28 protein-coding genes are annotated in these 24,126 nt (G+C 67.2%); 12 read left to right on the top strand and 16 right to left on the bottom strand.

What is annotated here, in order from left to right; all coding sequences use genetic code 11:
- Positions 1 to 52 precede the first annotated feature (52 nt).
- On the bottom strand, positions 53 to 340 hold the full coding sequence (gene rpmB, locus R5H32_RS17150) for a 50S ribosomal protein L28 (protein ID WP_318339919.1): 288 nt from the start codon (positions 338 to 340) through the stop codon (positions 53 to 55).
- Positions 341 to 529: 189 nt separating this feature from the next.
- Between rpmB and nthA the strand changes: the two genes are divergently transcribed.
- Genes nthA through R5H32_RS17165 form a run of 3 tightly spaced genes read left to right on the top strand, consistent with a single transcriptional unit; the run spans position 530 to position 2,120 of the window.
- Complete coding sequence (gene nthA / locus R5H32_RS17155) at positions 530 to 1,144, top strand: nitrile hydratase subunit alpha (protein WP_318339920.1); 615 nt, start codon at positions 530 to 532, stop codon at positions 1,142 to 1,144.
- Positions 1,141 to 1,812, top strand: coding sequence for a nitrile hydratase subunit beta (gene nthB / locus R5H32_RS17160; RefSeq protein ID WP_318339921.1), 672 nt, complete (start codon positions 1,141 to 1,143; stop codon positions 1,810 to 1,812). The genes nthA and nthB overlap by 4 nt, the downstream gene beginning before the upstream one ends.
- Entirely contained in the window at positions 1,809 to 2,120 is a 312-nt protein-coding gene (locus R5H32_RS17165; RefSeq protein ID WP_263339017.1) for a nitrile hydratase accessory protein, read from the top strand. The genes nthB and R5H32_RS17165 overlap by 4 nt, the downstream gene beginning before the upstream one ends.
- 3 nt (positions 2,121 to 2,123) lie before the next feature.
- On the opposite strand, the gene R5H32_RS17170 is transcribed toward R5H32_RS17165, so the two are convergent.
- A complete protein-coding gene (locus R5H32_RS17170) occupies positions 2,124 to 2,375 on the bottom strand; it encodes a DUF167 domain-containing protein (protein WP_318339922.1) in 252 nt (83 codons plus the stop codon).
- 66 nt (positions 2,376 to 2,441) lie between these two features.
- On the opposite strand from R5H32_RS17170, the gene R5H32_RS17175 reads away from it, so the two are divergent.
- The 3 genes from R5H32_RS17175 to R5H32_RS17185 all read left to right on the top strand — a co-directional run bounded on the left by R5H32_RS17175 (position 2,442) and on the right by R5H32_RS17185 (position 4,872).
- Positions 2,442 to 3,539 (top strand): class II histone deacetylase, encoded by a 1,098-nt coding sequence (locus R5H32_RS17175; RefSeq protein ID WP_318339923.1) that lies wholly within the window; start codon positions 2,442 to 2,444, stop codon positions 3,537 to 3,539.
- Between the two features lie 65 nt (positions 3,540 to 3,604).
- The gene (locus R5H32_RS17180; RefSeq protein WP_318339924.1) at positions 3,605 to 4,183 is read left to right on the top strand and encodes a nitroreductase; all 579 of its coding nucleotides are present in this window, start codon (positions 3,605 to 3,607) and stop codon (positions 4,181 to 4,183) included.
- Complete coding sequence (locus tag R5H32_RS17185) at positions 4,183 to 4,872, top strand: EI24 domain-containing protein (protein ID WP_318339986.1); 690 nt, start codon at positions 4,183 to 4,185, stop codon at positions 4,870 to 4,872. Before R5H32_RS17180 ends, R5H32_RS17185 begins: the two co-directional genes overlap by 1 nt.
- A 171-nt stretch (positions 4,873 to 5,043) precedes the next feature.
- Here R5H32_RS17185 and R5H32_RS17190 read toward each other — a convergent pair whose 3' ends face one another.
- Positions 5,044 to 6,906, bottom strand: coding sequence for a DUF3604 domain-containing protein (locus R5H32_RS17190; protein WP_318339925.1), 1,863 nt, complete (start codon positions 6,904 to 6,906; stop codon positions 5,044 to 5,046).
- Positions 6,907 to 7,115: 209 nt separating this feature from the next.
- On the opposite strand from R5H32_RS17190, the gene R5H32_RS17195 reads away from it, so the two are divergent.
- Positions 7,116 to 7,241: a hypothetical protein gene (locus R5H32_RS17195; protein ID WP_318339926.1), complete on the top strand. Its 126-nt coding sequence runs from the start codon at positions 7,116 to 7,118 to the stop codon at positions 7,239 to 7,241.
- 75 nt (positions 7,242 to 7,316) lie between these two features.
- On the opposite strand, the gene R5H32_RS17200 is transcribed toward R5H32_RS17195, so the two are convergent.
- Both R5H32_RS17200 and R5H32_RS17205 read right to left on the bottom strand, forming a co-directional pair.
- The gene (locus R5H32_RS17200) at positions 7,317 to 7,856 is read right to left on the bottom strand and encodes a hypothetical protein (RefSeq protein WP_318339927.1); all 540 of its coding nucleotides are present in this window, start codon (positions 7,854 to 7,856) and stop codon (positions 7,317 to 7,319) included.
- Positions 7,857 to 8,040: 184 nt separating this feature from the next.
- Complete coding sequence (locus R5H32_RS17205; protein WP_318339928.1) at positions 8,041 to 8,556, bottom strand: hypothetical protein; 516 nt, start codon at positions 8,554 to 8,556, stop codon at positions 8,041 to 8,043.
- A gap of 181 nt (positions 8,557 to 8,737) precedes the next feature.
- On the opposite strand from R5H32_RS17205, the gene R5H32_RS17210 reads away from it, so the two are divergent.
- Positions 8,738 to 8,890: a hypothetical protein gene (locus R5H32_RS17210; RefSeq protein ID WP_318339987.1), complete on the top strand. Its 153-nt coding sequence runs from the start codon at positions 8,738 to 8,740 to the stop codon at positions 8,888 to 8,890.
- 82 nt (positions 8,891 to 8,972) lie between these two features.
- On the opposite strand, the gene R5H32_RS17215 is transcribed toward R5H32_RS17210, so the two are convergent.
- The 6 genes from R5H32_RS17215 to R5H32_RS17240 all read right to left on the bottom strand — a co-directional run bounded on the left by R5H32_RS17215 (position 8,973) and on the right by R5H32_RS17240 (position 15,033).
- The gene (locus R5H32_RS17215; RefSeq protein WP_318339929.1) at positions 8,973 to 9,950 is read right to left on the bottom strand and encodes a zinc-binding alcohol dehydrogenase family protein; all 978 of its coding nucleotides are present in this window, start codon (positions 9,948 to 9,950) and stop codon (positions 8,973 to 8,975) included.
- Positions 9,951 to 10,096: 146 nt separating this feature from the next.
- Entirely contained in the window at positions 10,097 to 10,606 is a 510-nt protein-coding gene (locus tag R5H32_RS17220) for a CarD family transcriptional regulator (protein ID WP_318339930.1), read from the bottom strand.
- A 312-nt stretch (positions 10,607 to 10,918) separates the two neighbouring features.
- Positions 10,919 to 11,257, bottom strand: a complete 339-nt coding sequence (fdxA, locus tag R5H32_RS17225; RefSeq protein WP_263339033.1) for a ferredoxin FdxA — start codon at positions 11,255 to 11,257, stop codon at positions 10,919 to 10,921.
- Positions 11,258 to 11,372: 115 nt separating this feature from the next.
- On the bottom strand, positions 11,373 to 11,675 hold the full coding sequence (locus R5H32_RS17230; RefSeq protein WP_412099037.1) for an RNA-binding S4 domain-containing protein: 303 nt from the start codon (positions 11,673 to 11,675) through the stop codon (positions 11,373 to 11,375).
- 25 nt (positions 11,676 to 11,700) lie between these two features.
- Complete coding sequence (locus tag R5H32_RS17235) at positions 11,701 to 14,463, bottom strand: helicase-related protein (RefSeq protein ID WP_318339932.1); 2,763 nt, start codon at positions 14,461 to 14,463, stop codon at positions 11,701 to 11,703.
- A 9-nt stretch (positions 14,464 to 14,472) separates the two neighbouring features.
- Complete coding sequence (locus R5H32_RS17240) at positions 14,473 to 15,033, bottom strand: tetratricopeptide repeat protein (protein WP_318339933.1); 561 nt, start codon at positions 15,031 to 15,033, stop codon at positions 14,473 to 14,475.
- 69 nt (positions 15,034 to 15,102) lie between these two features.
- Here R5H32_RS17240 and R5H32_RS17245 point away from each other — a divergent pair, with 69 nt between their 5' ends.
- Together R5H32_RS17245 and R5H32_RS17250 are read left to right on the top strand one after the other, a co-directional pair.
- On the top strand, positions 15,103 to 15,390 hold the full coding sequence (locus tag R5H32_RS17245) for an SCP2 sterol-binding domain-containing protein (protein ID WP_318339934.1): 288 nt from the start codon (positions 15,103 to 15,105) through the stop codon (positions 15,388 to 15,390).
- Positions 15,391 to 15,394: 4 nt separating this feature from the next.
- Positions 15,395 to 16,327 carry an alpha/beta hydrolase gene (locus R5H32_RS17250; RefSeq protein WP_318339935.1) on the top strand — a complete coding sequence of 311 codons (933 nt, stop codon included), beginning with the start codon at positions 15,395 to 15,397 and terminating at the stop codon, positions 16,325 to 16,327.
- Between the two features lie 4 nt (positions 16,328 to 16,331).
- Here the strand turns inward: R5H32_RS17250 and R5H32_RS17255 are convergent, their stop codons facing one another.
- On the bottom strand, positions 16,332 to 17,057 hold the full coding sequence (locus R5H32_RS17255; protein WP_318339936.1) for a peptidase: 726 nt from the start codon (positions 17,055 to 17,057) through the stop codon (positions 16,332 to 16,334).
- Between the two features lie 150 nt (positions 17,058 to 17,207).
- On the opposite strand from R5H32_RS17255, the gene R5H32_RS17260 reads away from it, so the two are divergent.
- Together R5H32_RS17260 and R5H32_RS17265 are read left to right on the top strand one after the other, a co-directional pair.
- On the top strand, positions 17,208 to 19,034 hold the full coding sequence (locus R5H32_RS17260) for a M3 family oligoendopeptidase (RefSeq protein WP_318339937.1): 1,827 nt from the start codon (positions 17,208 to 17,210) through the stop codon (positions 19,032 to 19,034).
- Positions 19,031 to 20,002 carry a hypothetical protein gene (locus tag R5H32_RS17265; protein WP_318339938.1) on the top strand — a complete coding sequence of 324 codons (972 nt, stop codon included), beginning with the start codon at positions 19,031 to 19,033 and terminating at the stop codon, positions 20,000 to 20,002. Before R5H32_RS17260 ends, R5H32_RS17265 begins: the two co-directional genes overlap by 4 nt.
- Before the next feature lie 181 nt (positions 20,003 to 20,183).
- Here the strand turns inward: R5H32_RS17265 and R5H32_RS17270 are convergent, their stop codons facing one another.
- From R5H32_RS17270 to rpoH, 4 genes are all read right to left on the bottom strand, one after another.
- Entirely contained in the window at positions 20,184 to 21,440 is a 1,257-nt protein-coding gene (locus R5H32_RS17270) for a S1C family serine protease (protein ID WP_318339939.1), read from the bottom strand.
- 28 nt (positions 21,441 to 21,468) lie between these two features.
- Entirely contained in the window at positions 21,469 to 21,918 is a 450-nt protein-coding gene (locus R5H32_RS17275) for a host attachment protein (protein ID WP_318339940.1), read from the bottom strand.
- A gap of 78 nt (positions 21,919 to 21,996) precedes the next feature.
- Positions 21,997 to 22,974: a Gfo/Idh/MocA family oxidoreductase gene (locus R5H32_RS17280; protein WP_318339941.1), complete on the bottom strand. Its 978-nt coding sequence runs from the start codon at positions 22,972 to 22,974 to the stop codon at positions 21,997 to 21,999.
- Positions 22,975 to 23,077: 103 nt separating this feature from the next.
- A complete protein-coding gene (gene rpoH / locus R5H32_RS17285; protein WP_318339942.1) occupies positions 23,078 to 23,974 on the bottom strand; it encodes an RNA polymerase sigma factor RpoH in 897 nt (298 codons plus the stop codon).
- Between the last annotated feature and the right edge of the window lie 152 nt (positions 23,975 to 24,126).

Raw genomic sequence — 24,126 nt, forward strand, 5'->3', positions numbered from 1 at the left:
CGAAGCGGCCCCGCCGAAGCGAGGCCGTCTCGGGTCACCTCAGGCGGTCCGCTCAGGCGGCGGGCGCGGCCTTCGCGATGTCCTTCTTGATCTTCAGCGCCTTCGCCGACAGCTCTTCGTCCTTCGCCTTGGCGAGGAAGGCGTCGAGCCCGCCGCGATGGTCGACCGACCGCAGGGCCGCGGCCGAGATCTTCAGCTTGTACGACTGGCCAAGCACGTCGGAGATCAGCGTGACATCGTTGAGGTTCGGCAGGAAACGACGGCGCGACTTGTTGTTCGCGTGGCTCACGTTGTTGCCCGACATCGGGCCCTTACCGGTCAGTTCGCAAACGCGCGACATGGGTTCGTTCCTTGTTTCTCGGGCCTTGCGCCCGGCGTTCCTATAACATCAATGGGCGCTGCCGTGGCAGCCCCCCGAATTCCGTTCGCGCCGTTTACGGCCAAAGCCGGGCGAGGTCAAGCGATTCATCCCGCCCGTCCAGCCCGCGCGAGGCTGGACAAGCCCCGGCCGGAGGACCATCCTTCGCGCATGCCCCATGACGACCCCGATCATCCGCATTCCCTGCTGCCCTCTGACCCCGCGCTGAGGGTGAAGGCGCTGGAGACGATCCTCACGGCCAAGGGCCTCGTCGATCCGGCCGCGCTCGACGCGATCCTCGAGACCTACGAGGAGAAGGTCGGCCCCCATCTCGGGGCGCGGGTGGTGGCGCGGGCCTGGAGCGATTCCGCCTTTCGCGACCGGCTCCTGGCCGATGCGACCGCCGCCGTCGCGGAGCTTGGCATCTCCGGCCGGCAGGGCGAGCATGTCGTCGCGGTCGAGAACACGCCCGAGACCCACAACATGGTCGTCTGCACGCTCTGCTCCTGCTATCCGTGGCCGCTTCTTGGCATACCGCCGGCCTGGTACAAGTCGGACGCCTACCGCGCCCGCGCGGTGCGCGAGCCGCGCAAGGTGCTCGCGGAGTTCGGTGTCGCCCTGCCCGAGGGGCAGAGTGTGCGGGTCTGGGATTCGACCGCCGAGGTGCGCTACCTCGTGGTGCCGATGCGGCCCGAGGGGAGCGAGGGGCTGGACGAAGCGGCGCTGGCGGCGCTCGTCACCCGCGATTCGATGATCGGGACCGGCCTTCCGGAGCGTCCGGCATGAGCCGGGTCCATGACATGGGCGGGCGCTACGGCGACGGCGCGGTGGTGCCCGAGCCGCAGGACGCGCCGCCCTTCGCCGTGGACTGGCACCGCAAGGCCTTGGCGCTGACGCTCGCGGCGGGCGGGCTCGGTGCCTGGAACATCGACACCTCGCGCCATGCCCGCGAATGCCTCGCGCCGAAGGATTACGCGCGCTTCTCCTATTACGAGAAATGGCTCGCCGCACTTGCCGACCTTCTCGTCGCGAAGGGGCTTGTGACGCGGGCGGAACTGGCCGCGGGCCGGGCCGATCCGGCGCCCCTGCACGCGCGCGCCTTCCGCGCCGAGGCGGTCGGCGCCGCGCTTGCGCGCCGGGTGCCCTATGCGCGGCCCGGCCCCGCCCCGCGCTTTGCGGTCGGCGACCGGGTAAGGACCCGGCTGCCGGCGCGGAACGCCTTCGTGGCGGGCGGGCATACCCGCCTGCCCTCCTATGCCGCCGGCCAGACCGGCACGGTGGTGCTCGTCCACGGGCCGCATGTGCTGCCGGATACCAACGCCCACGGGCTCGGCGAGAATCCCGAGCCGCTCTACACCGTCGCCTTCGCCGCCACCGATCTCTGGGGCGCGGCCGAGGGCCCCGGCGACGAGGTAACGCTCGACCTCTGGCAAAGCTACCTGGAGGCGCCTTGACCACGCCCGCGCAGTTCGACGAGCCCTGGCAGGCGCAGCTCTTCGCGCTGACCGTGGCGCTGAACGAGGCCGGGCGTTTCGGCTGGGCCGACTGGACCGCGGCCTTCGGCGCCGAGCTGAAGGCGCGCGGCGCGGTGCGGGAGCTTGACGGCGGGGCGGATTACTGGGCGGCCTGGCTGGCGGCGCTCGAAGGGCTGCTCGACCGCTCCGGCATGGCGGCGCGTGGCGAGGCCGAGCGGGTCCGGGCCGACTGGGAGCGGGCCTATCTCGCGACGCCGCATGGCCAGCCGGTGCGGCTGGAGGGCTGAGCGTCAGTCCTCGATCCGGAAGAGCTTGTCGCGCGCGGTGGCGCCGCGCACCAGCGTGAGCCGCGACTTCGCGATGCCGAGCGCCCTGGCGAGCAGCTTCACCACCGCGGCATTGGCCTTGCCGTCCTCGGGCACGGTGGTGACCTGCACCCGGATCGCGCCATCGACGAGCGTGACGGCGTCGCGCGAGGCCTTCGGCGTCACCCGCACCGCGATCTCGGCGCCGGGCCGGGCGAGATGGCTGAGATCGGTCATGGCGTTCTCCTCTGGCCCAAGTCCTAGCCCGCCGCTAGGCTGGCCGCCAGAGCCCGGGAGGATCCGATGACCACCGCCTTCTTCACAGACGAGCGCTGCTTCTGGCATGGCGGCGGCAACTATGCCTTCACGCTGAAGACCGGCGGGCTGGTGCAGCCTGGCGCCGGACTGCCGGAGAGTCCGGAGACCAAGCGGCGGTTGAAGAACCTTCTGGAAGTCACGGGACTCGCTCGGGAAATGGCGATCCATTCCGCGCCGGAGGCGAGCCGGGAGGAGCTTCTGAGGGTCCACCCCGCAAGCTATCTCGACGCCTTCGCGGCGGCCTCGGAGGCGGGGGGCGGCGAGCTTGGCCTTCGCGCGCCCTTCGGGCCGGGCGGCTACGGGATCGCGGCGCTGTCGGCGGGGCTGGCGACCGGGGCGCTGCGGGCGGTTCTGGAGGGGCGCGCGGAGAACGCCTATGCGCTGTCGCGCCCGCCCGGCCATCACTGCCTGCCCGACTGGCCGAACGGCTTTTGCCTTCTGAACAACATCGGCGTCGCGATCCGCGCGGCACAAGGCGCCGGGCTCGCGCGGCGCATCGCGGTGGTGGACTGGGACGTGCATCACGGCAACGGCACCGAGGCGGTGTTCTGGACCGATCCCGAGGTCCTGACGATCTCGCTGCACCAGGAGCGCAACTACCCGCTCGACACCGGCGGGCAGGAGGCGCGCGGCGCGGGCAAGGGCTTCGGCTTCAACATCAACATTCCCCTGCCCCCGGGCACCGGCCATGCGAGCTATCTGGAGGCGATGGAGCGGATCGTGCTGCCGGCGCTTCACCGCTTCCATCCCGAGGCGATCGTGGTGGCCTGCGGCTTCGATGCCTCGGCGGTCGATCCCCTGGGCCGGATGCTGGCGACGGCCGAGACCTTCCGGGCGATGACCCGGCAGCTTCGCGAGGCGGCGGAGGCCTTGTGCGGCGGCCGGCTCGTCCTTGTCCACGAGGGCGGCTATTCGGAAGCCCATGTGCCGTTCTGCGGCCATGCGGTGCTGGAGGAACTGACCGGCTCCGCGATCCGCGCGCCCGATCCGCTTGGCGAGACGCTCGCGGCGCGCCAGCCGGGGCCGGAGTGGCAGGCCCATGTCTCGGCCCATATCGACCGGCTCGTGGCCTATTTCCTTTGACCAAAGCGGCTTGACCCCGGCGCGGCGCTGACCGAAATCAGGGCGAGACCCGAACGGAGCACGACATGCCGATCCCCAATCCCGCCGCGATGGAATTCTTCCTCAACCGCCGCTCGCGGCCCGCGAAGATCCTGACCGCCCCGGTGCCCTCGCGCGAGGAGCTTCTGCCGATCCTGACCGCCGCGGCGCGGGTGCCCGATCACGGCAAGCTCGAACCCTGGCGGTTCCTCGTGCTGGAAAAGCAGGCACTTGCCCGGCTCGCGGCGCTGGCGCGGCGGCGGGGCGCCGAGATGGGGCTGGAGCCGGAGCGGATCGAGAAGGGCGTTCTGCAGCTCTCGGAAGCCGATCTCGCGGTCGCGGTCGTCCGTGTGCCGCGCCCGACCGTGAAGGTGCCCGAGATCGAGCAGATCCTCTCCGCGGGCGCGGCCTGCCTGACGCTTCTCAATGCCGCGCTAGCCTCGGGCTGGGGCGCGTCCTGGCTCACCGGCTGGCACGTCCATGACGCGGAGTTCTGCCGCGAGGGTCTGGGGCTCGGCGCGGGCGAATGGGTGGCGGGGCTGATCCATATCGGCACCGAGACCACGACCCCGCCCGACCGGCCCCGGCCTGATCTTGCGGCGATCACGACCTGGGTGTCGGAATGATCCTCGGCGATTTCCTGAAGGCGCTCGGGCAGCTCTCGGACCGGCGCTTTCTCAAGGTCGTGCTCCTTGGCGTGGCGCTGTCGCTGGCGCTTCTGGTCGCGGTCTACGCGGGCTTCGCGCAGGTCGTGGCCTGGCTCGTGCCGGACACGATCTGGTTGCCCTTCGTGGGCGAGGTCACCTGGGTCGAGAGCCTGATGAGCTGGGGCTCGCTCCTCCTGATGATCGGACTCTCGGTCTTCCTCATGGTGCCGGTCGCCTCGGCCTTCACCGGGTTTTTCCTCGACACGGTCGCCGACGCGGTGGAGGACCGGCATTATCCCAGCCTGCCGCCGGCGCCGAACGTGGCCTGGATGGACGCGCTCATCGACAGCGTCAACTTCTTCGGCGTGCTCGTCGCGGTGAACGTGCTGGCGCTGGTCCTTTACGCCTTCGTCGGCCCCTTCGCGCCGCTGATGTTCTGGGCGGTGAACGGCTACCTGCTCGGGCGCGAGTATTTCCAGATGGCGGCGATGCGGCGGCTCGGGCGCGAGGGCGCGCGGGCGCTGAGGAAGCGCCATTCCGGCCAGATCTGGATCGCCGGGATGCTGATGGCCGCGCCCTTGTCGCTGCCCGTGGTTAACCTCTTGATCCCGGTCCTCGGGGCCGCGACCTTCACGCATCTCTTCCACCGGCTGTCGCGGGAGCGGTAGTCACGGGTCTGTTGGAGCAGTTGGTCGGGTTTGCGGAGAAACCGGGATCTGGACCAATTCACCTGAACGGTTCTATTGGAGCCTCATCGCAAAATCCTGCTGCAAGCGCCTGAAAACAGTGTGGAAACGAGGCGGGCAGCGTATTCTCCCCCGCCCCGTCGATCGCGCATTTCAGGGCTTGTACCAGATCGGTGACGTATAGGCGCGATCCTGAACCGAAGGTGGAACGGAATCGGGCAGCGGGACGCCATAAAAGGCTGCGTCATGGGTCGTCCAGCGCGGCTTCGGTATCTCGATCACCCGCGCATAGTAGAAGGCGTCATTTGCGGCATCGAAATCGGGATCCTGCCAGAAGCCTGCCAGTGCCGCAGCGCCGATCGTGTTGCTGTAGGTCGCATTCTCGATGTCGACGGTCGATCCGACCGGTTCCCGCGCGCGGCCATCCTCTCCGATGACCCGGTCACCGGAGACGACCACGTCATACACGCGTTCGTGCGTTTCGCCGGCATCGTCGATCCAGCCCTTAATGATCTGGACCCGATCCAGGTTTGCGCCATCCGGATCGCGCAGCGCATGGATCAAAAAGCGCGGGGCCGCGCCTTCAGGTGCGTTCGCAAGGTCGCCGCCCATCGGCACTCCGTTCCGGTATCCATTCGCGACAAAGTCGGGGGCGCCGACGTCTTCCGCATCGAATTCCCAGCCCCCGAACACCCGAACCCGGATGCGCGAGCCGGTTGTTGCATAGGCTTCCTTTCGGGTGATCGCGCCATACACCTCATCGCGCGTGTTCTCTCTTGCCCAGACCGCGGTCAGCCCGGCCGCCGATTCCTGGGCCGTCAGGATGCGCAGTGCGGGATCGTCGGCCGGAATGACTTCCATATTGTGCCGGTTTGCCGAGGGCTCGGTGTGCTGGTACTTGCCGAAGTAGTTGTCCTCGCGCGTGGCCGGGATCGCCGTATGCGTGTCGGTCGTTCCATAGAAGCCGAACTTGAACGGGTTCACGCCGATCTCGCGCTCGACCTCGAGGCCGACCTTGAGGGCGGAGCGAGCGTACTCGTACCTGAGCATTTCGGGCTTCTTGGCCGCGGTACCCGAGAGGTTTGCAACATCCCAGGATTCGAAATCGGCGAACTCGTCATCGGGTGACAAGGTCGGATGGGTCTCCTCGTCGCCCTTGATCTGTGTCATCTCGTGCATCGGCTCCCACCGAACGCGCTTGGCTGCGTATTCGGCGTCCATCGGAGTGCCATCGAACTTGGTTGGTGCGAACATGAGCCCGTTCGACATGTTGGCGTTGTGCGGCACCGCGATGACCTCACCGCCGGTTTGCGCCTCGTATCCCGCCAAGTAGTCCCAGAGCAGCTCGGGGTCGGACCCCTCGAAGAAGCTGAACGGCCGGGTGCGCGACGTCTTGTCCGCGCCATCCTTGAAGATCACCACCCGATGCAGATTGTCGCCCTGGGGCGTGAAGGTCCATTCGAACCCCGCCAGGGACGTGAACGTGCCGGGGTCATTGTATTCGTCCACCGTCTCGACGATGTCGAGCCACATGTCTCCGTCCAGATCGAGACCTGCCGTGGGATCGCGGCCCTGAACGGTTCCAATGTCGATGATGTCCGCGAAGGCGGTCATGCGCCCTTCCTGGCCGGAGTTGAACAGCTCGTAGGTGCGCCGGCCCCACTCATCCGCGAGAAGGCGGGGGTCGGCGGTGCGCATCGCGGTTGCGAGGCCAAGCATCTCGGCGTGTTCGGTGATCGCCAGAAAGTCGAGCGGGCGGATCAATTGCACCGGCTGACCCGTGTTGGAGATGATCCGTTCGCCCCGCGCGACGCGGAAAGCATCATGCATGTTCAGCGAGGTGCCGATCAGCCCGGCGTCGAAAGAGATCTCCGTGTGGAAATGCAGGTCGCCGAAGAGCACCCTGTCGGGATAGGAGCGGCCGACAAAGGGCGAGTAGACTTCGCCGCCGCCCATTGTCTCACCGGGAACACCACCGTCATAGGCTGCTGCGTCGGTGGCCGTCAGCGCGAGCAAGGCCAAGCCAGAGCAAAGTGCCACGCGTTGGGCTAAAAAAAAAGCGATGCGTTCATGATCTGTCCTCTCTCAGTAACTCGGTTCTCCTCAACACAGGCCTCTGAACGCGCCGGCGGACCATAACATGAAAGTGAGGGCACTCCAAACCGACCGGGGTTCAAGCCGTGTCGTGGACGTTCAAATCGAGAGGTCCGGGAAGAAACCGGCTGATGTCGGGTCCGGTGGTCACGGCCCTCGGGGCTGCGACATTCACGCATCTCTTCCACCGGCTGGCGCGCGAGCGGCAGGCGGCGGGCGAGGCCCAAAGCGACCGCATCAACGCCATGCGGGCATGACGGGCATCGCTTCCAGACGGGACGGTTCTACACGCTTGCTGTGCCTTGAAGGGGGCGGTTCAGATCGGCGCGGAATTACTTGGCGACACGAATGCTCAGGAGCGTCTTCCCGAGGCGCTTCTGCACCGTCGTCGTCGCGCTTTGCGCGCCGCGATTGGCGCCGTCGTAAGCCGATTGCCCGGTCTCCTTGTAAAGCGCCGCCGCGGCATCGAAGTCCTTCGCCAAAATCAAGTCCGCAATCTGAGGTGCCAATGCGATGAGCACGTTTACGTTCTCGAAAGCGGCTTCGGCGCCCTTCAACTCGTCCTCCGTGGCGACTTTGCTTTTTGTTACGCTGTTATACGCGGTGGCGACTTCCCCCGCGGCCTTGTCCGCGTTGCTGCGGATGGCGTAGTCGTTTCCGATCTCCTTTTCCATGACGCGCCAGCCGCCGCGCTCCGCCTCGATGCTGTAGACGAGGAAATGGTTCACCTGGCTGGTCATCCTTTCAAGCACCTGTAACGAGGTCAGCAATCGCAGTTCATCGGACGCTTTCGCGGCCAGTTCCTTGACGGTTTCCTGCGCGTGTGCTGACAGACCAGAGAGGGCGAGACAAAGGCCGGTCAGGACGGCCATCCAAAATGAGCGCATTTCCTGTACTCCTGTCACTAATGCACTGACCGTGGCATGGCATCGACCCTTCTGACAACCCGAGCCCGTGTCCGGGTGGCCGCCAGTGGCGGTCCGCTCCCGGCTGGCATCCGGTGGTCTTCGGACGTGTACGGCGCCTGATCGCGCGGCCGTGGCCTGCCGGGTAGCCTCAGCGGCAGTGCAGCGACATCCGTTTCACCTGCCGCTCCAGCCCGGAGGAAACGGTATAGGCCGCCCCGACGGCGACCACCTGGGCCGGGACGGATTGCTCCGCATAAAGACCGGTCGCTTGCCGGATCTCTCCGGCTTCGAGCAGCGGCACCATCGAATGGCCGGCCGAGACGATTGCGTCCGCGCTCGTTTCGATCTCGGACAGCCGCGCCTGCGCATCGTCGTCCATCGGCAGGCGGCGGCCGGAGATCAGGATGGACTTGATCGCGCTCTGGCCCTTGTCCATGCGCTTGCCGAGAAACCCGGTCGGCCCGAAGAAGCCGCCGTCATCCAAGCTGCTGATGACGACACCCTGCGCGACCTCCAGGATCGCCTCCGACTGTGCCTGCATCAGGGTCGCGATCTCCAGCTGCAGTTTTCGGAAAACGGCGACGGCGGCGTGATGGTTCGCGATGTCCTGCGGATTGCACGCGGCCGATTGTGCGGTCGAGCGCAGGGGCGCCAGGCTGGTCACTGCGCCGACGAGGAGGCCTGCCAGGAGGCAGAAAAGCCGTCTTCCATACAGATGGCTCTTCATGGAACCCTCTCCAAAGCCGCCATTCCGCACTCTATCATGAAAGTCGGGGGGAGTCCGTCGCAGGCCCGGAGACGCCGGCGAGCTCGCGGGTCAGCCGCTGAAGCGCCGCCTCGCAGAGGTGTCGTTTCGGAAACGCCATTCCGGCCGGCTCTGGGTCGCCGGGATGATGATGGCCGCGCCGCTGTCGCTGCCGCTCGTCAACCTGGTGGTCCCGGTCCTTGGGCCGGCAACCGTCACGCATCTCTTCCACCGTCTGTCGCGGGAGCGTTAGTCGGTCGAAGGCGGCGCCGGTCCTGCTGACGGGGCGGCGACGCCTGTTGCGGAGCCTGGGCGGCTGCCGGACACCGCAGCTTTCAGGTGGTCACCATGATCTTGCCGCCAGCGGAATTGTCTTCCATCGCGCGATGCGCCGCCACGATCTCGTCGATCGTGAACGTCCTGCCTATCGGCGGTTTGAAGACCCCTTTTTCCACCGCATCCACGACCTGTTGCAATGGCGTCGAGACGAAGTCCTCGGCGCCCCCGGAATAGGTGGTGAGGTTGACCGCGGTCGGGATGGAGCCCATCGGGCTGAAGCGTTCGAATTCCCACGAGTTTCCCACCATCCCCGTCATGCAAACGGAGCCGCCCGCAGCCGCGCATTGGAGGCTGTCGAGCAAGGTTGTGGTTCCGACGAGTTCGAGAACCCGGTCTACCCCGCCCGGGTATCGTTCTCGAACGGAGGTCGCGATCTCGCCCGCGTCGATGAACACGTCATCCGCGCCGTTCTTCAGCAACATCTCCCGCCTGTCTTCGCGCCGGGATGTCGCCAGAACACGCAGCCCCGCTTGCTTGGCCAGGATCGCTGCGGTCAATCCCACCGACGTCGTCCCGCCGCGGATGAGAAGCGTTTCGCCGCGCTTGGCCCGGAGCGCCGTATTGAGCGATCCCCATGCGGTCTGAACCATCTCGGGCAGCGCCCCGAGCACCTTCCAAGGCAATTTGGTTCTGAGTTTCTGAACCTGGCCGGCGGGAACGAGGGTGAATTCCGCGTATCCCCCGTCGAATTGCCTCCCCATGCCGCCCATCGCGGTCGCCACCGCGTCGCCTTCGGCGAATGCGCCGTCCGGGGCGGAGACGACCTCTCCCACAGCTTCGATTCCCAGAACGCGCGGGAAAGGCACATCGGGAGAATGGCCCTGGCGTGTGAAGAGCTCGGACCTGTTCAGGCCAAAGGCCCGCACTCTGACAAGGACCCAACCAGGTTTCGGTTTCGGAACCGGGAGGGTTTCAATCTTGAGTACGTCGGGTCCGCCAGGCTTTCGGATCACGACCGCCTTCATGGTGCTCATCACCTGATCTCCAAGTGAAAAGCAGACTTTAAACGCAGTGCGGAATTATGTCACCACGAGTGCAAGGCAGACGCGCGCACCGCCTTGCCCAAAGCAAAACCGCGGGGGATTCACCCCGCGGTTCCATCTTCGCATCCCCTGAGAGGTCAGGCCGCGCGCGACAGGAGGACGTCGTCCACCTTCTTCTGCGCGCCCGCCTCGTCGACGCCGGACACGGCGGCAACCTCGCGGGTCAGCCGCTCGAGCGCGGCCTCGTAGAGCTGGCGCTCGGAGTAGGACTGCTCGCGCTGGTCGTCGGTGCGGTGCAGGTCGCGGACCACCTCGGCGATCGCCATGAGGTCGCCCGAGTTGATCTTCTGCTCGTATTCCTGGGCCCGGCGCGACCACATCGCGCGCTTGACCTTGGCCTTGCCCTTCAGCGTCTCGAGCGCCTTGGTGACCAGATCGGGCGAGGAGAGCTGGCGCATGCCGATCTCGGTCGCCTTGTGCGTGGGCACGCGCAGGGTCATCTTGTCCTTCTCGAAGGAGATGACGAACAGTTCGAGCTTCAGCCCGGCGATCTCCTGCTCCTCGATCGACATGATCTTGCCGACGCCGTGCGCCGGGTAGACCACGAATTCGTTGGGGCGGAAGTCGTTCTTCTTGTTCTTAGTCATATAGGCCTATCCTCGCACGGACCCCCACCATCGAGACCAAACGATACCGCCGGGGATACGCGATCTCCGGACAGCAATCATACTTGGCCTGATACACCTTCCGCTGCGGAGGGACGCAACGGCGACGGTGAGCAATCCTCATCCAGTTGTAACGGAAATATATCAGAAAAATGGCATATCTGGAAGCGCCGCATCGCGGCGCGGCGGACGAATACGACATATAGTACCGCTAAATCGTGGTTGCTTTGCGCGGTTTTCCGCCGGTACGGCGCAGACTTAGCGAATCGGCGGCGCCCCGGGGCGCGGCTCGAATCAATCGCCCGCGCCGGGGGTCTCGGAGAAATACTTGTCGAGCTTGCCGGTCTCGCCGTCGCGTTCCTCGGCCTCGGGGAGCGGGTCCTTGCGCTGCGTGATCACCGGCCACATCTCGGAGTACTTCCGGTTGAACTCGACCCAGGTCTCGAGATCGGGCTCGGTGTCGGGGCGGATCGCGTCGGCGGGGCATTCCGGCTCGCAGACGCCGCAGTCGATGCACTCGTCCGGGTGGATGACCAGCATGTTCTCGCCTTCGTAGAAGCAGTCCACCGGGCAGACTTCGACGCAGTCGGTGTACTTGCAGGCGATGCAGTTGTCGGTGACGACATAGGTCATGGCGCGGATCCGGGCATTGGCTTCACGCTGCTACCTAGCCCCATGACGGGGATCATTCAAGACGGGCCGGGACGGAAAGAGCGGCCGGTCGCGGCCCGGCCCGGACGCCGGGATATCATTCCTCGGGCGGGGCTTCGGGCAGCACGGTGTCGCGCGGTTCGGCCGCATCCGGGGCGAGATCGTCGTAGAGCGCCTGCGCCTCGGGCGCGGGGCCGCGGCGGGTGCCGCAGGCGAGGATGCGGACCACGCGGATCCGGCCGCCATGCGGAAAGGTCAGCACGTCGCCCGGACCGACGGCATGGCCGGGCTTCGCGGTCTTCGCGCCGTTGAGCCGAAGATGCCCCGACGAGACCGTCGCGGCGGCGAGGCTGCGGGTCTTGAAGAACCGCGCCTGCCACAGCCACTTGTCGACGCGGATCCGCCCCTCGGCCGCCAACGCCGCCTCAGAACTTGTCCTTGAGCCCCATCAGCGCCGCGGCGAAGGGGTTGTCGGGGTCGATCCGGTCCTTCTTCGGGGGGCGCGATTCGAACTGGCGGCCGCCCTGCTCGTCGCGCTTGCCCTTGGCGCCCGGCTTGCCCTTGCCGCGCTTGTCGCCGCGCTCGCCACGGTCACCGCGCGGCTTGCCCTCGCGCTTTTCGCCGCCCTCGCGCGGGCCGCGGTCGTTGCGGCGGCCGCGCTCGGCGCGCTCGCCGCGCGGCGCGCGCGGACGCGGCGCCCAAGTGAAGGTGTAGTAGACCTCGGTCTCGGTCACGGTCTGGAGGGCGGCTTCCTCCTCGGTGATCGGATTGGCGGTCTGGCCCTCCTCGGTCGGCGCGGCCACGGGTTCGGAGCGCACCTTCTCGCGCTCGCCCTTCTCGCCCTTGTAGCCGAGGCCGGCCATCAGGTCGGCGAACTGCTCGAGCGTCATGCCGGTGATCGAGAGCATGTCCGGGTTGGCCTCGAACCCGGCCTTGCTGTCCTGGCCGCGCAGGATGTCGGCGAGCCGTTCGAGCATGTCGATGCGGATCGCGCGGGCGCCGGCCGGGTGATAGCCCGAGAGCGTGTAATAGCCCTTCGGCACGTCGGGGATGTTCGGCACCGTGACCAGACCCGGCGGCGGGCTTTCGGGAAACTCGTCGAGCCCCTCGTTAAGCGACCAGAGCACGAGCCGGAGCCGCGTCGGCGCGGGTTTCAGCAGGAGCGGCTGGAAGATCGTGTATTGGCCGAAGCGCACGCCGTGCTTTCTCAGCGCGCCGCGCATGTCCTGGTCGAGCGCCTTGACCTCGTCGGCCACGCCCTCGCGCGGCAGGACGCCCAGCGCCTCCACCAGCCGGAAGGCGAAGCCGCGGGCGAGACCCGCGAGCGCCTCGTCGCGCTGGAGCATCAGCAGCGGCTCGAACAGCGTCGCCACCCTGCGGTCGATGAAATGCTGGAGCCGGCGGCGCACCTTCTCGGCGACGTCAAAGCCGGCTTCCTCGTCGACGAAGGCCTCGACCTGCGGCTTCAGCGCCTCGGCGCCCTTCACGAGCTTGCCGGCGGCGGAGTTGCCCCACATGAGGCCGCCCTGCTCGGTGAAGTCGAGCTCGGTGTCCGGCGCGTTGTAGAAGCGGTCGGCGCGCAGGTGGAATTCGGGCTTGAGCGCCTCGTAGGCCGCCTGCTTCAGCGTCTTCGCCTCGTCGGGCGAGGCCGATCCGTCCTGCTTGAAACGGAACCCTTCGAGACGGCCGACGAATTCGCCTTCCACCGTCACCTCGCCCTTGTCGTTCACCTCGGCCACAAGGCTCTCCTTCTGCTTGAGCCGGCGAAGGAGGACGCTCGTCCGCCGGTCCACAAATCTCTGCGTCAGCGCGCCATGCAGCGCGTCCGACAGACGGTCTTCTACAGCGCGCGTCTCCTCGCGCCAATGACTTTCGTCGGCGACCCAGCCGGAACGCTGGGCGACATAGGTCCAGGTGCGGATATACGCCAATCGCTTGGAAAGCGAGTCGATGTCGCCCTCGGTCTTGTCGATGCGGCGAATTTGCGCGGCGAGCCAGTCGTCGGGGACGTGGCCGTCCTGCAGGAAGCCGAAGATCCGTTGCAGCAGATTGGCGTGTTCCTGCGACGAGATGCCCTGGAAATCCGGGATCCGGCAGACGTCCCAGAGGAGGCGCAAGTCGCGCGGATGCCGGACCCGGTCGCGGACCTGGCCGATCTCGGCGAGCGACTTCAGCGCGCGCAGATCGTCCGCCTCGCGCCCGCGCATCAGCCATTCGTTCTGCGGCGGCGCTTCTAGGGAGGCGATCAGCCGGTCAACCGTGCCGAAGTCGAGGTCACCCGAACGCCAGTTCAGCCGCTCGATCGGGCGGAAGCGGTGGTTTTCGATCGCGCTCACGACCTCGTCGTCGAGCGGCGACGCCTCGCCGGTCACGCCGAAGCTGCCGGGCGTCATGTGCCGCCCCGCCCGCCCGGCGATCTGGGCCAGCTCGTGCGGGAAGAGGTGGCGCATCCGCCAGCCGTCGAACTTCGCGGTGGCCGAGAAGGCGACGTGGTTGATGTCGAGGTTGAGCCCCATGCCGATCGCGTCGGTGGCGACGAGGTAATCGACGTCGCCGTTCTGGTACATCGCGACCTGGGCGTTGCGGGTGCGGGGCGAAAGCGCGCCCATCACCACCGCCGCGCCGCCCTTCTGGCGGCGGATGAGCTCGGCCATCGCATAGACATTTTCAACCGAAAACCCGACGATGGCCGACCGCGCGGGCATCCGGCTGAGCTTTTTCGAACCTGCGTAGCTCAGGGTCGAGAACCGCTCGCGCTTGAGGAACTGCACCTTCGGCACCAGCGCCGCGATCGCGCCGCGCATCGTGTCGGACCCGAGAAACAGAGTCTCGGAGAGGCCGCGGGCATGGAGCAGCCGGTCGGTGAAGACGTGTCCGCGTTCCGGGTCGGCGCAGAGCTGGATCTCGTCCACGGCGAGGAAATCGGCGCCGATATCGGTCGGCATCGCCTCGACCGTGCAGACCCAGTACTGGGCGCGGGCGCCGACGATGCGCTCCTCGCCGGTCACGAGAGCCGCGACCGCGGGGCCGCGGGCGGCGACGATGCGGTCGTAGACCTCGCGCGCAAGGAGGCGCAACGGCAGGCCGATCACGCCGGTGCGGTGCGCCAGCATGCGTTCGATCGCGTAGTGGGTCTTGCCGGTGTTCGTCGGTCCGAGGACCGCCGTGATCCTCGTCTCCGCCGCCATGGGATGCTCCTAGAGTCTGGTGCCGGAGGTCTTGCGCTCTAGCTGCGCGAGCAGCTCCTTTATCCGCTCCTGGTGCGGATGTATAGCGAGCGCGGCGCGGTAGGCTTCCATCGCGCGAGAATCGTAGCCAAGCTCCTCGAAGATCATGCCGAGCCCCGACAGCGCGCCGAAATGGTGGTCGTTGAGCGCGAGCGTGCGGCGGATGTCGGCGATCGAGGGACCGAACTGGCCCGCCAGGTAATAGGCGGTGGCGCGGGCGTTCCAGCCCTCGGCGAAATCGGGCGCGTGGTCGGTGAGAGCGGTGAAATGCTCTATCGCGGCATCGGTATCGCCCGCCTCCAGCGCCTCGCGGCCGCGCTTGAGCAGGAGGTCCATCGCCGGCGAGCCGGAGTTCGACCATTCGCGGAGGATATCGGACTGGGTTCTCTGCCACTCCCGGTTGTCCGGATCGGCGAGTTCGGCGTAAAGTTCGTCGAGCGTCGCCGCGCCGGCGGAAACCGGCAGAGCGAGGAATAACGCGGCGGCACAGGCCGCGAAAACCGATCCGAGCGGGGTGGCGAAACGTCCCATATCGGGGCAGAGTGTAGCCGATGCGCGCCGGTCAGCGAAAGTCCCCCGGCGGTCACAATTGGAGGAAGAATGAGCGACGTTGTGAATGCGGCCGTGACGGCCCTGAACGAGAAACTCTCCGGCGGATTCGCCGGTCGCGCGAAATTCGTCATCGAGGGCGAAGGCGCGCTGATGCTCGACGGCGCCGGCGTGCGCGCGGGCGACGAAGAGGCCGACGTGACGCTCACGGCCGACCGCGAGACCTTCGAGGGAATCCTCTCGGGCGACGTGAACCCGACCGCGGCCTTCATGCAAGGCAAGCTCAGCGTCGACGGCGACATGGGGCTCGCCATGCAGCTGGGCGCGGTTCTCTCGTAACGCGATGGAGCGCGCGCCGTTCCACGCAGATGTGGCCGAGGCGCCCGCAGGCGAGACCTGCGCCTGGCTTGACACCTCGGACGGCGTGCGCGTCCGCGCGGCGCATTGGCGCGAGGGGGCGAAGGGGACGGTGCTGATGTTCCCCGGCCGCAGCGAATATGTCGAGAAATACGGCCCCGCGGCGACGGAATTCGCGGCGCGGGGCTACGCGATGGCGACGATCGACTGGCGCGGCCAGGGCATCGCCGACCGGCTTCTGGACGACCGGGCGCCGGGCCATGTCGGGGCGTTCCTCGACTACCAGAAGGATGTCGCGGCGCTGATGGAGTTCGTCCGCGCCGAGGGCCTGCCCGAGCCCTATTTTCTCGTCGGCCATTCGATGGGGGGCTGCATCGGGCTAAGGGCGATCCATGACGGTCTGCCGGTCCGCGCGGTAACCTTCTCGGCGCCGATGTGGGGCATAAAGATGCACTGGGCGCTGAGGCCCGTGTGCTGGACGCTGGTCACGCTCGCGCCGCCCTTGGGGCAGGGCCACCGGATGGTGCCGACGACCTCGCCGATGACCTATGTGCTGGAAGCCCCGTTCGAGGGCAACGTGCTGACCCGCGACGCGGAGATGTTCGACTTCATGCGCCGCCAGCTCATTGCCCATCCCGAGCTCGCGGTCGGCGGGCCGACGCTGCAATGGCTCGGCGAGGCCCTGCGCGAGACTCGGGCGCTGCGGCAGATGCCCTCGCCCGCCCTGCCCTGCCTGACCGTGCTCGGCGCCGAGGAGCGGATAGTCTGCATTCCGGCGATCCACGACCGGATGCACCGCTGGCCGGGATCGGAGTTCGACCTCGTCGGCTCGGCCGAGCACGAGCTGATGATGGAAGGCCCCGAGATGCGGGACAAGTTCTACCGCCGCGCCACCGAGCTTTTCGACGCGAACCGCTGACAGGTCAGAGCGGGATCTTTCCGAAGCTCGACCGGAGCGCCTTCGACCAGGCCTCGCTGGTGCGGCGGAAATCGGCGTCGCCGGGCTCGATCCGGCGCTGCTGGGTGACCCGGCATTCGTCGCGCGCGATCACCGCGAGGTCGAGCGGCATCCCGACCGAGAGGTTGGAGCGCAAGGTCGAATCCATCGACAGCAGGACCGCCTTCTGGCCGTCGGCGATCGAGGTGTCGGGCCGCACGATGCGGTCGAGGATCGGCTTGCCGTACTTGTGCTCGCCGATCTGGAGGAAGGGCGTGTCCTCGGTCGCCTCGATGAAGTTGCCCTCGGGATAGACGAGGAACATCCGCATCACCCCACCCTTGCGCTGGCCGGCGACGATCATCGAAGCCGGGCCGAACTGGCCGCCGGTCCGGAGCCGCTGGTCGACCGCGTCGCGCACCGACCAGAGCGTCGCGCCGACGATCTCGGCCACCTTCAGGAGCGTGGGGGCAAGGAGGATCGAGGTCTCGGGCGAGGCCTCGGGGTCCTCGACCGCCTCCTGCAGCTTGGCGATCGTGGCTTGCGTCACCGAGAGGCTGCCGGCGGTGAGGATCGCGACGACGCGCTCGCCCGGCACCTCGAAGCTGAACATCTTGCGGTAGGAGGAGATGTGGTCGATCCCGGCATTGGTGCGGGTGTCGGACAGGAGCACCATGCCCTCGTTCAGCAGAAGCCCCACGCCATAGGTCATGTCCGATATCCCCTCTGCCCCGACCGCGTCACACTAGGGCCGGGCGCCAGCGCCCGCAACACCCGGCCGCAGGGTGATTTCCGGTCCTTGCCGCTTGCCTTGCCCGGCCCGCCGACCCTATGTCTGGGGCGGACAGAAAAGGAGTATCCCATGCCCATCCGCCTGCCGCGCCCGGTCTTCGACACCAATGCCGCCGCCGGGGGGCTCGGCGATCTGCCGGAATGGGACCTGAGCGATCTCTACACCGCCCCCGACGCGCCGGAACTGGCGCGCGACATGGGCTGGCTGGAAAAGGCCTGCGCCGATTTCGCCGCGAGCTACGAGGGCAAGCTTGCCACGCTCGACGCGGGCGCGATGCTCGGCTGCATCCGCGCCTACGAGCGGATCGAGGCGGTGGCGGGCCGGATCATGTCCTACGCGGGCCTGCGCTACTACCAGAACACGGTCGACGCCGCGCGCGCCAAGTTCATGTCGGACTGCCAGGACAAGGTGACAGACTTCACCACGCCGCTGGTCTTCTTCTCCTTGGAATTCAACCGGATCGAGGACGAGGCCTACACGTCGCTTTTCAGCGCCAATGCCGACATCGCCCGCTACAAGCCGGTCTTCGACCGGATGCGGGCGCTCAGGCCGCACCAGCTTTCGGACGAGCTCGAACGCTTCCTGCACGACCAGTCCACGGTCGGCGCCTCGGCCTGGAACAAGCTCTTCGACGAGACGATGGCGGCCCTGGAATTCACGGTGAAGGGCGAGGCGGAGCCCCTGAACCTCGAAGCCACGCTCAACCTCCTGTCGGAGCCCGAGCGCGAGCGGCGCGAGGCCGGGGCGCGGGCGCTGTCGGAGGTTTTCGGAAGCAATGTCAAGCTCTTCGCGCGCGTTCATAACACGCTCGCCAAGGAAAAGGAGATCGAGGACCGCTGGCGCAAGATGCCTACGCCGCAATACGGGCGGCACCTGTCGAACGATGTCGAGCCGGAGGTGGTGGAGGCTTTGCGCAACGCCGTGGTCGCCGCCTATCCGAAGCTGTCGCACCGCTACTACCGGCTCAAGGCGAAGTGGATGGGGCTCGACAAGCTGCAGGTCTGGGACCGCAACGCGCCCCTGCCGATCGAGACCAAGCGCACCGTCGGCTGGGAGGAGGCGCGCAAGACCGTGACCTCGGCCTATGCCGCCTTCTCGCCCGATCTCGCCGCGCTGACCGAGCCGTTCTTCGACAAGGGCTGGATCGACGCCGGCGTGAAGCCCGGCAAGGCGCCGGGCGCCTTCGCCCATCCGACGGTGACGGAGGTGCATCCTTACGTGATGCTCAACTACCTCGGCAAGCCGCGCGACGTGATGACGCTGGCGCATGAGCTTGGCCACGGCGTCCATCAGGTGCTGGCGGCACCGCAGGGCGAGATGCTGGCCTCGACGCCCTTGACGCTGGCCGAGACCGCGAGCGTCTTCGGCGAGATGCTGACCTTCCGCAAGCTCCTCGCGCAGGCCAAGGATCAGAACGAGCGCAAGGTGCTGCTGGCCGGCAAGGTCGAGGACATGATCAACACCGTGGTCCGCCAGATCGCCTTCTACGACTTCGAGTGCAAGCTCCACGCCGCGCGGCGCGCGGGCGAGCTGACGCCCGAGGACATCAACGCGCTCTGGATGAGCGTGCAGGGCGAAAGCCTTGGCGATGCGTTCGAGTTCATGGAGGGCTACGAGACCTTCTGGGCCTATATCCCGCATTTCGTCCACTCGCCCTTCTACGTCTATGCCTATGCCTTCGGCGACGGGCTCGTGAACGCGCTCTACGCGGTCTACGAGGAAGGGCTGCCGGACTTCCAGGCGAAGTATTTCGAGATGCTGAAGGCGGGCGGCTCGAAGCACCACAAGGCGCTCCTGAAGCCCTTCGGGCTCGACGCCAGCGATCCGAAGTTCTGGGACAAGGGGCTGTCGATGATCGCCGGAATGATCGACGAGCTGGAGGCGATGGAGGGATGAGCCCTGGCCGGGACGCGGGGCCGGGTCTTGTCCTGCATGTCCCGGGCCACATGCTCGGCCCTGACGAGGCCGCGCTGCCTGGGCTCTTCCAGAAGCTCGCGGCCGGGTTCCGCTCGCGTGGGGTAAGGGTGGAGACCCGCTGGCGCGACCGCGTGGCGCTGGCGGAGATGGGCGAGACGGCGGACCTCCACCTGATCCACAACGGCGCCGTCCGCCATCCCAGGGTGCTGAACACCGGCCTCGCCTACGTTTTCCCGTTCTGGTACTGCGACGCCCACGGCATCTTCGCGGACTCGAGCCTCGCGAGTGCCGCGTTCGATCCCGGCGCCGAGGATCCCGAGGCCGCAGCGTCCTTCTTCGCCGCCCATGCGCGGCGGATCGTCGGGCAGCGGCTCAGCCGCTACGGCCAGCCCAACCGCCGCGCTGAATTCGCTGGCGGCGCGATCGCGGTCTTCCTGCAGGGCGACAGCGAGCCGGTCGAGCGGATGCGCCACATGCGCGAGGCGGAGATGTTCGAGGCGGTCGTCGCGGCACGAGGTCACCGCGAGGTGCTCGTCAAGGCGCATCCGCGCAACCGCTCCGGCGACACCGGGGCGATCCTGGAGCGCGCCCGCGAGTTGCAAGGCGTGACGGTCACCGATGCCAATGTCCACGACATCCTCGCGGCCAGCGCGGTCACGGTCTCGATCTCGTCGGCCACGGCTCTTGAGGGGATGTTCCACCGGGTGCCGGCGGTGCTCTGCGGCCGCTCGGACCTGCACCACTGCGCCGAGACCGCGCGCGACCCCGGCGCGGTGGCCGGTGCGCTTCGCACCGCGCTGGGGCGGCGCTATCCGTTCGAGGCATTCGTGCACTGGTTCCTCGGCGCCGGCATGCTCAACACCGGGCACGACGACCTTCTCGACCGGGTGGTGGCGCGGTTCCGGGCCCAAGGCGTCGACATGGCCGCGCTCGGCCTGCACGGTTGACCGTTTGAAGCGCCTTCCGAGACCTGGCCGAAAGTTTGCCGCGATGCGCTGAAATCCATCAGACCAACCGTGCCCGCGGCCCTTGTCGGCGCGAACCGGTCGCGAAGCATTCGACCTGTCCGACGGCCCCGGACGCGAAGAAGGTGTGCACGCGTCTGTTCCCATCCATCTCCAAGAGCGCTCAGCGCGCGTGGCGGTATAGTTCCAGCTCCTCGGCGATCAGCGGCCGTTCCTCAAGCGTGACCTGCACGGCGAACGGCAAACCCTCCCTGAAGCCCCTTATGCGCACCGTCTGACCGACCCGGAGCGCCCGGACCATCTCAATTGCCGCGTCCAGGCTGTCGATCCTGGCCCCGTCCACATGGGTGATGATCTCGCCGCCGAGAAGGATCTGCGTCGGCCCCCATCGGACCGGCCATGCCCCGCCTTTCAAACCCGCGCGATCGGCCGCGCTTCCGGGCTCCACGGTCTCAACCAGGAATCCGGCGGTCTGGTCCCATTCCTGCGAGGGTACGCCGAGCATGAGCATGATCGCCGGAGTGGTAAACTGCCCATAGAGCCCGTGCCATGGCCGGGAGACGCGCCCCTTTTCGATCAGCTCGTCGACCACCGGCAGCAGCACCGATAGCGGAATGGCGAAACCGAGATCCTCTCCCCGTCCCGGTTCGATCCCCTTTGTCATCATGCCGATCATCCGGCCGCATTCATCGACGAGCGGTCCGCCGGAATTGCCGGGGCTGATTGCTGCGTCGGTCTGTACGAACGGCGACAGCCAGCTCGACGTCGTGACCGGCAGGACGCGGCCGTAGCCCGAGACGATGCCGCTCGAGATCGATTTGCCAAGCCCGAGCGGATAACCGATCGTGTAGGCCGTCTGGCCGATCGTGACTTCCGAATTCTCGGCGCTGGCAATCGGCACCTTCTTGTCCGCACCCCACCGGGGCCGGAGGACCGCGATATCCAGCGGCGGGTCGATGCCCACCACCGTCGTTTCGGCGCCGCCCTCCTCCGTGAAGACCACCACGGTGCTGGCGTCAGCCACGACATGGTAATTCGTCACCACATAGCCGTTGTCGAGGACGATCCCCGATCCGCCTCTGGGCAGCAGCCGGTCCGCCACCAGAAAGGGGTTGATCGCGATAGAGAACACTTCGACAACCGATTTCCCCGTCGACGTGAAGATTTCGGATGCCGAGATTTCGCAATGTCCACCGGCTGCCCGCACGGGACCGGCGGCGGTCACCATCGCGATCATGGCACCGACAAGAAGGACTGCCGCCGAGAAAAGTTGCCCTTCGGTGCAGCTTGCCGTCCTGCTGCCGCCCTGTCGGGTTCCTTCCGGGTTATTTTCCATAAAGCCTTGATACGGAACTTTTGCGAGCACTGCGTTGATCTGCAACAGCGCAGAAACAGGGCCCGGCCACCGGCGGCCTTTCATGCCTGCAGTTCCGGTCGTCGATCGGCGCTTACATCGGCTGGATGTCGGCGAAATGCGGCGGCAGGTCGTGCACCGGCACCTTCACGAGGTCCTTGGCGAGGTCGCCATGAAGCGCCGCGGCAGGGGCGCCGCTCAGCTTGGCGCGCAGGGCGCCGAGCATCTTCGGCGGCGCGGCGACGATGAGACGGTCGGGCTTGACGCGCGCCCAGGTCTCCTGCACCGCCTCGACGACATGCTGGGCGAAGTTCGAGCGGGCGATTTCCTGATCGTGTTCGTGGGTGTCGAATCCGTGGCGCGCCGTGCCGCCGGGACCGCCGGTCTGGCGTCCGGGCCGGTCCTCGTACTCGACCTGGGCGTCGGCGAACTGGGCGACCGAAAGCCCGGCGCGTTCCGTCAGCCCCTTGCCGATCCCGTCGTTGATGAGAAGCCGGGCATTTTCCTCACCGGCGACGAGCACAAGCGTGCGTACTGGCTTCATGACCATCCTCCGCTTTCTTGTATGCCCTCCAATATAGCGCAAACCCGCGTTCATTAAACCGCGGTGACCGCCCGGGCGTCACTCCGCCGCAGCAAAAACCCGGTCGATCATCGCCTGGGTGCCCCTGGCATCCTCGAGCCGCCAGGGATAGGGCGCGCCGCCCCGGATCGCGTGGCCGAAGGCCTCGACCTGGAGGCGGTATTGCCGCGCGCCGGGGAAGCGTTCGAGATGATCGGGCTGTCCCGCGCGGAAAAGGTGCAGCTGCGCCTCGCCGAAAAGCCCGGCGTTGAACGGCGCGGTGAGCCGGAGGAGCCCCGCCTCGCCCTGGAACACCACCTCCTGGCGCGGAAAGAGCCGCATCGACGTCATCGCGTGGAAGCTGAAGCGCCCGCCCGGCCCCTCCATGTCGCCCGAAACCAGTGCGAAGGTGTCGACGCCATTCTCGCGCTCGATCCGGGTGCGGAGCGCCACCGGCTCGGCCCCGGTGGCCCAGCGCAGCGAGCCGTAGGCATAGACGCCGATATCGGGGATCGAGCCGCCGCCGGTCTCGGGGCGGTTGCGGATATTGCCGGGGTCAGCGCGGTTGTCGTAACTGAAATGGGCATCCGCATGGAGCACGCGCCCGATCGCGCCCTCGGCGATCAGCGCCCGCGCCCGCTGCCATTGCGGGTGGTGGACGATCATGTAGGCCTCGGCGGCGACAAGCCCGGTGGCGTCGCGAAGCGCGATCAGCGCGTCGATCTCGTCCGCCGTCATCGCGATCGGCTTTTCGGTCAGTACATGCTTGCCGGCCTGAAGCGCTTTCCTTGTCCATTCGACATGGAGGTGGTTCGGCAGCGGGATGTAGACCGCCTCGATGCCGGGATCGGCGAGCAGCGCCTCGTAGCTGGCGTGAACCTTCAGGTCCGGGCAGAAGGCCCGGAACCCCTCGGCCTTGGCGGGATGCGCGGTCGCGAGTGCGGCGAGCCGCGCGCCCTCGGCCTCGTGGATCGCGCGGGCCATATGTTCGCGGGCGAAGTTCGAGGCGCCGAGAACGCCCCAATTGACGGTGGTCATGCCTACCCTCCCGCAGCCTGCGCTATCGCTCATTGCTACCCGACGGCTCCGCGTCCGGCAAGAAAGGGCGGCGCGGGCCGGGGGGATCGGTAGTGCCGGCCGGTCAGGCCGGCACTACCATGCCCTTGTCCTTGGCGAGCTTGCGCATCTCGTTTTGCAGCTTCTCGAAGGCGCGGACCTCGATCTGGCGGATCCGCTCGCGGCTCACCTCGTACTGGCCGGAAAGGTCCTCGAGCGTCACCGGCTCGTCCTGCAGCCGGCGCTGGATCAGGATGTCGCGCTCGCGGTCGTTCAGGACCTCCATCGCGGATTCGAGCAGCTCGCGCCGGATCGCCAGCTCGTCGGCCGCCTCGTAATCGGCCGCCTGGTCGGCATCCTCGTCCTCGAGCCAGTCCTGCCACTGGGCGGTGCCCTCGCCGTCCGAGCCGATCGTCGCGTTCAAGGAGGCGTCGGAACCCGCCAGCCGGCGGTTCATGTCGATCACCTCGGCCTCGGTCACGTTGAGGTCATGGGCGATCTTCTCGACATGCTCGGGCCTGAGGTCGCCCTCCTCGAGCGCGCCGATCTTCGACTTCGCCTTGCGGAGGTTGAAGAAGAGCTTCTTCTGCGCCGAGGTGGTGCCGAGCTTCACGAGGCTCCACGACCTGAGGATGTATTCCTGGATCGAGGCGCGGATCCACCACATCGCGTAGGTGGCAAGCCGGAAGCCCTTTTCCGGGTCGAAGCGTTTCACGGCCTGCATCAGGCCGACATTGGCCTCCGAGATCACCTCGGCCTGCGGCAGGCCATAGCCGCGATAGCCCATCGCGATCTTCGCCGCGAGGCGCAGGTGCGAGGTGACCATCTTGTGGGCGGCGGAGCTGTCCTCGTGGTCCACCCAGCGCTTGGCCAGCATGTATTCCTCTTCGGGCTCCAGCAGCGGGAACTTGCGGATTTCCTGCAAGTAGCGGTTCAGCCCCTGTTCGGGGCTCGGAGCGGGAAGATTGGCGTAACTCGTCATTCAGACCCCCTGTTCCTTACAAGGACCAAGCAACCTAGGCGCGCATGGATATCGGCGCAAGGCGCAAGGCCTATCATCGGTAGTTTAACGTCAGATGAGCCGGTTTCCGTCGCTCTGCCAGATTTGTGTCGGTCCGATCACGGTCTTGTCAG

This window comes from Defluviimonas sp. D31, assembly GCF_033436765.1.
Taxonomy (GTDB): Bacteria; Pseudomonadota; Alphaproteobacteria; order Rhodobacterales; family Rhodobacteraceae; genus Albidovulum.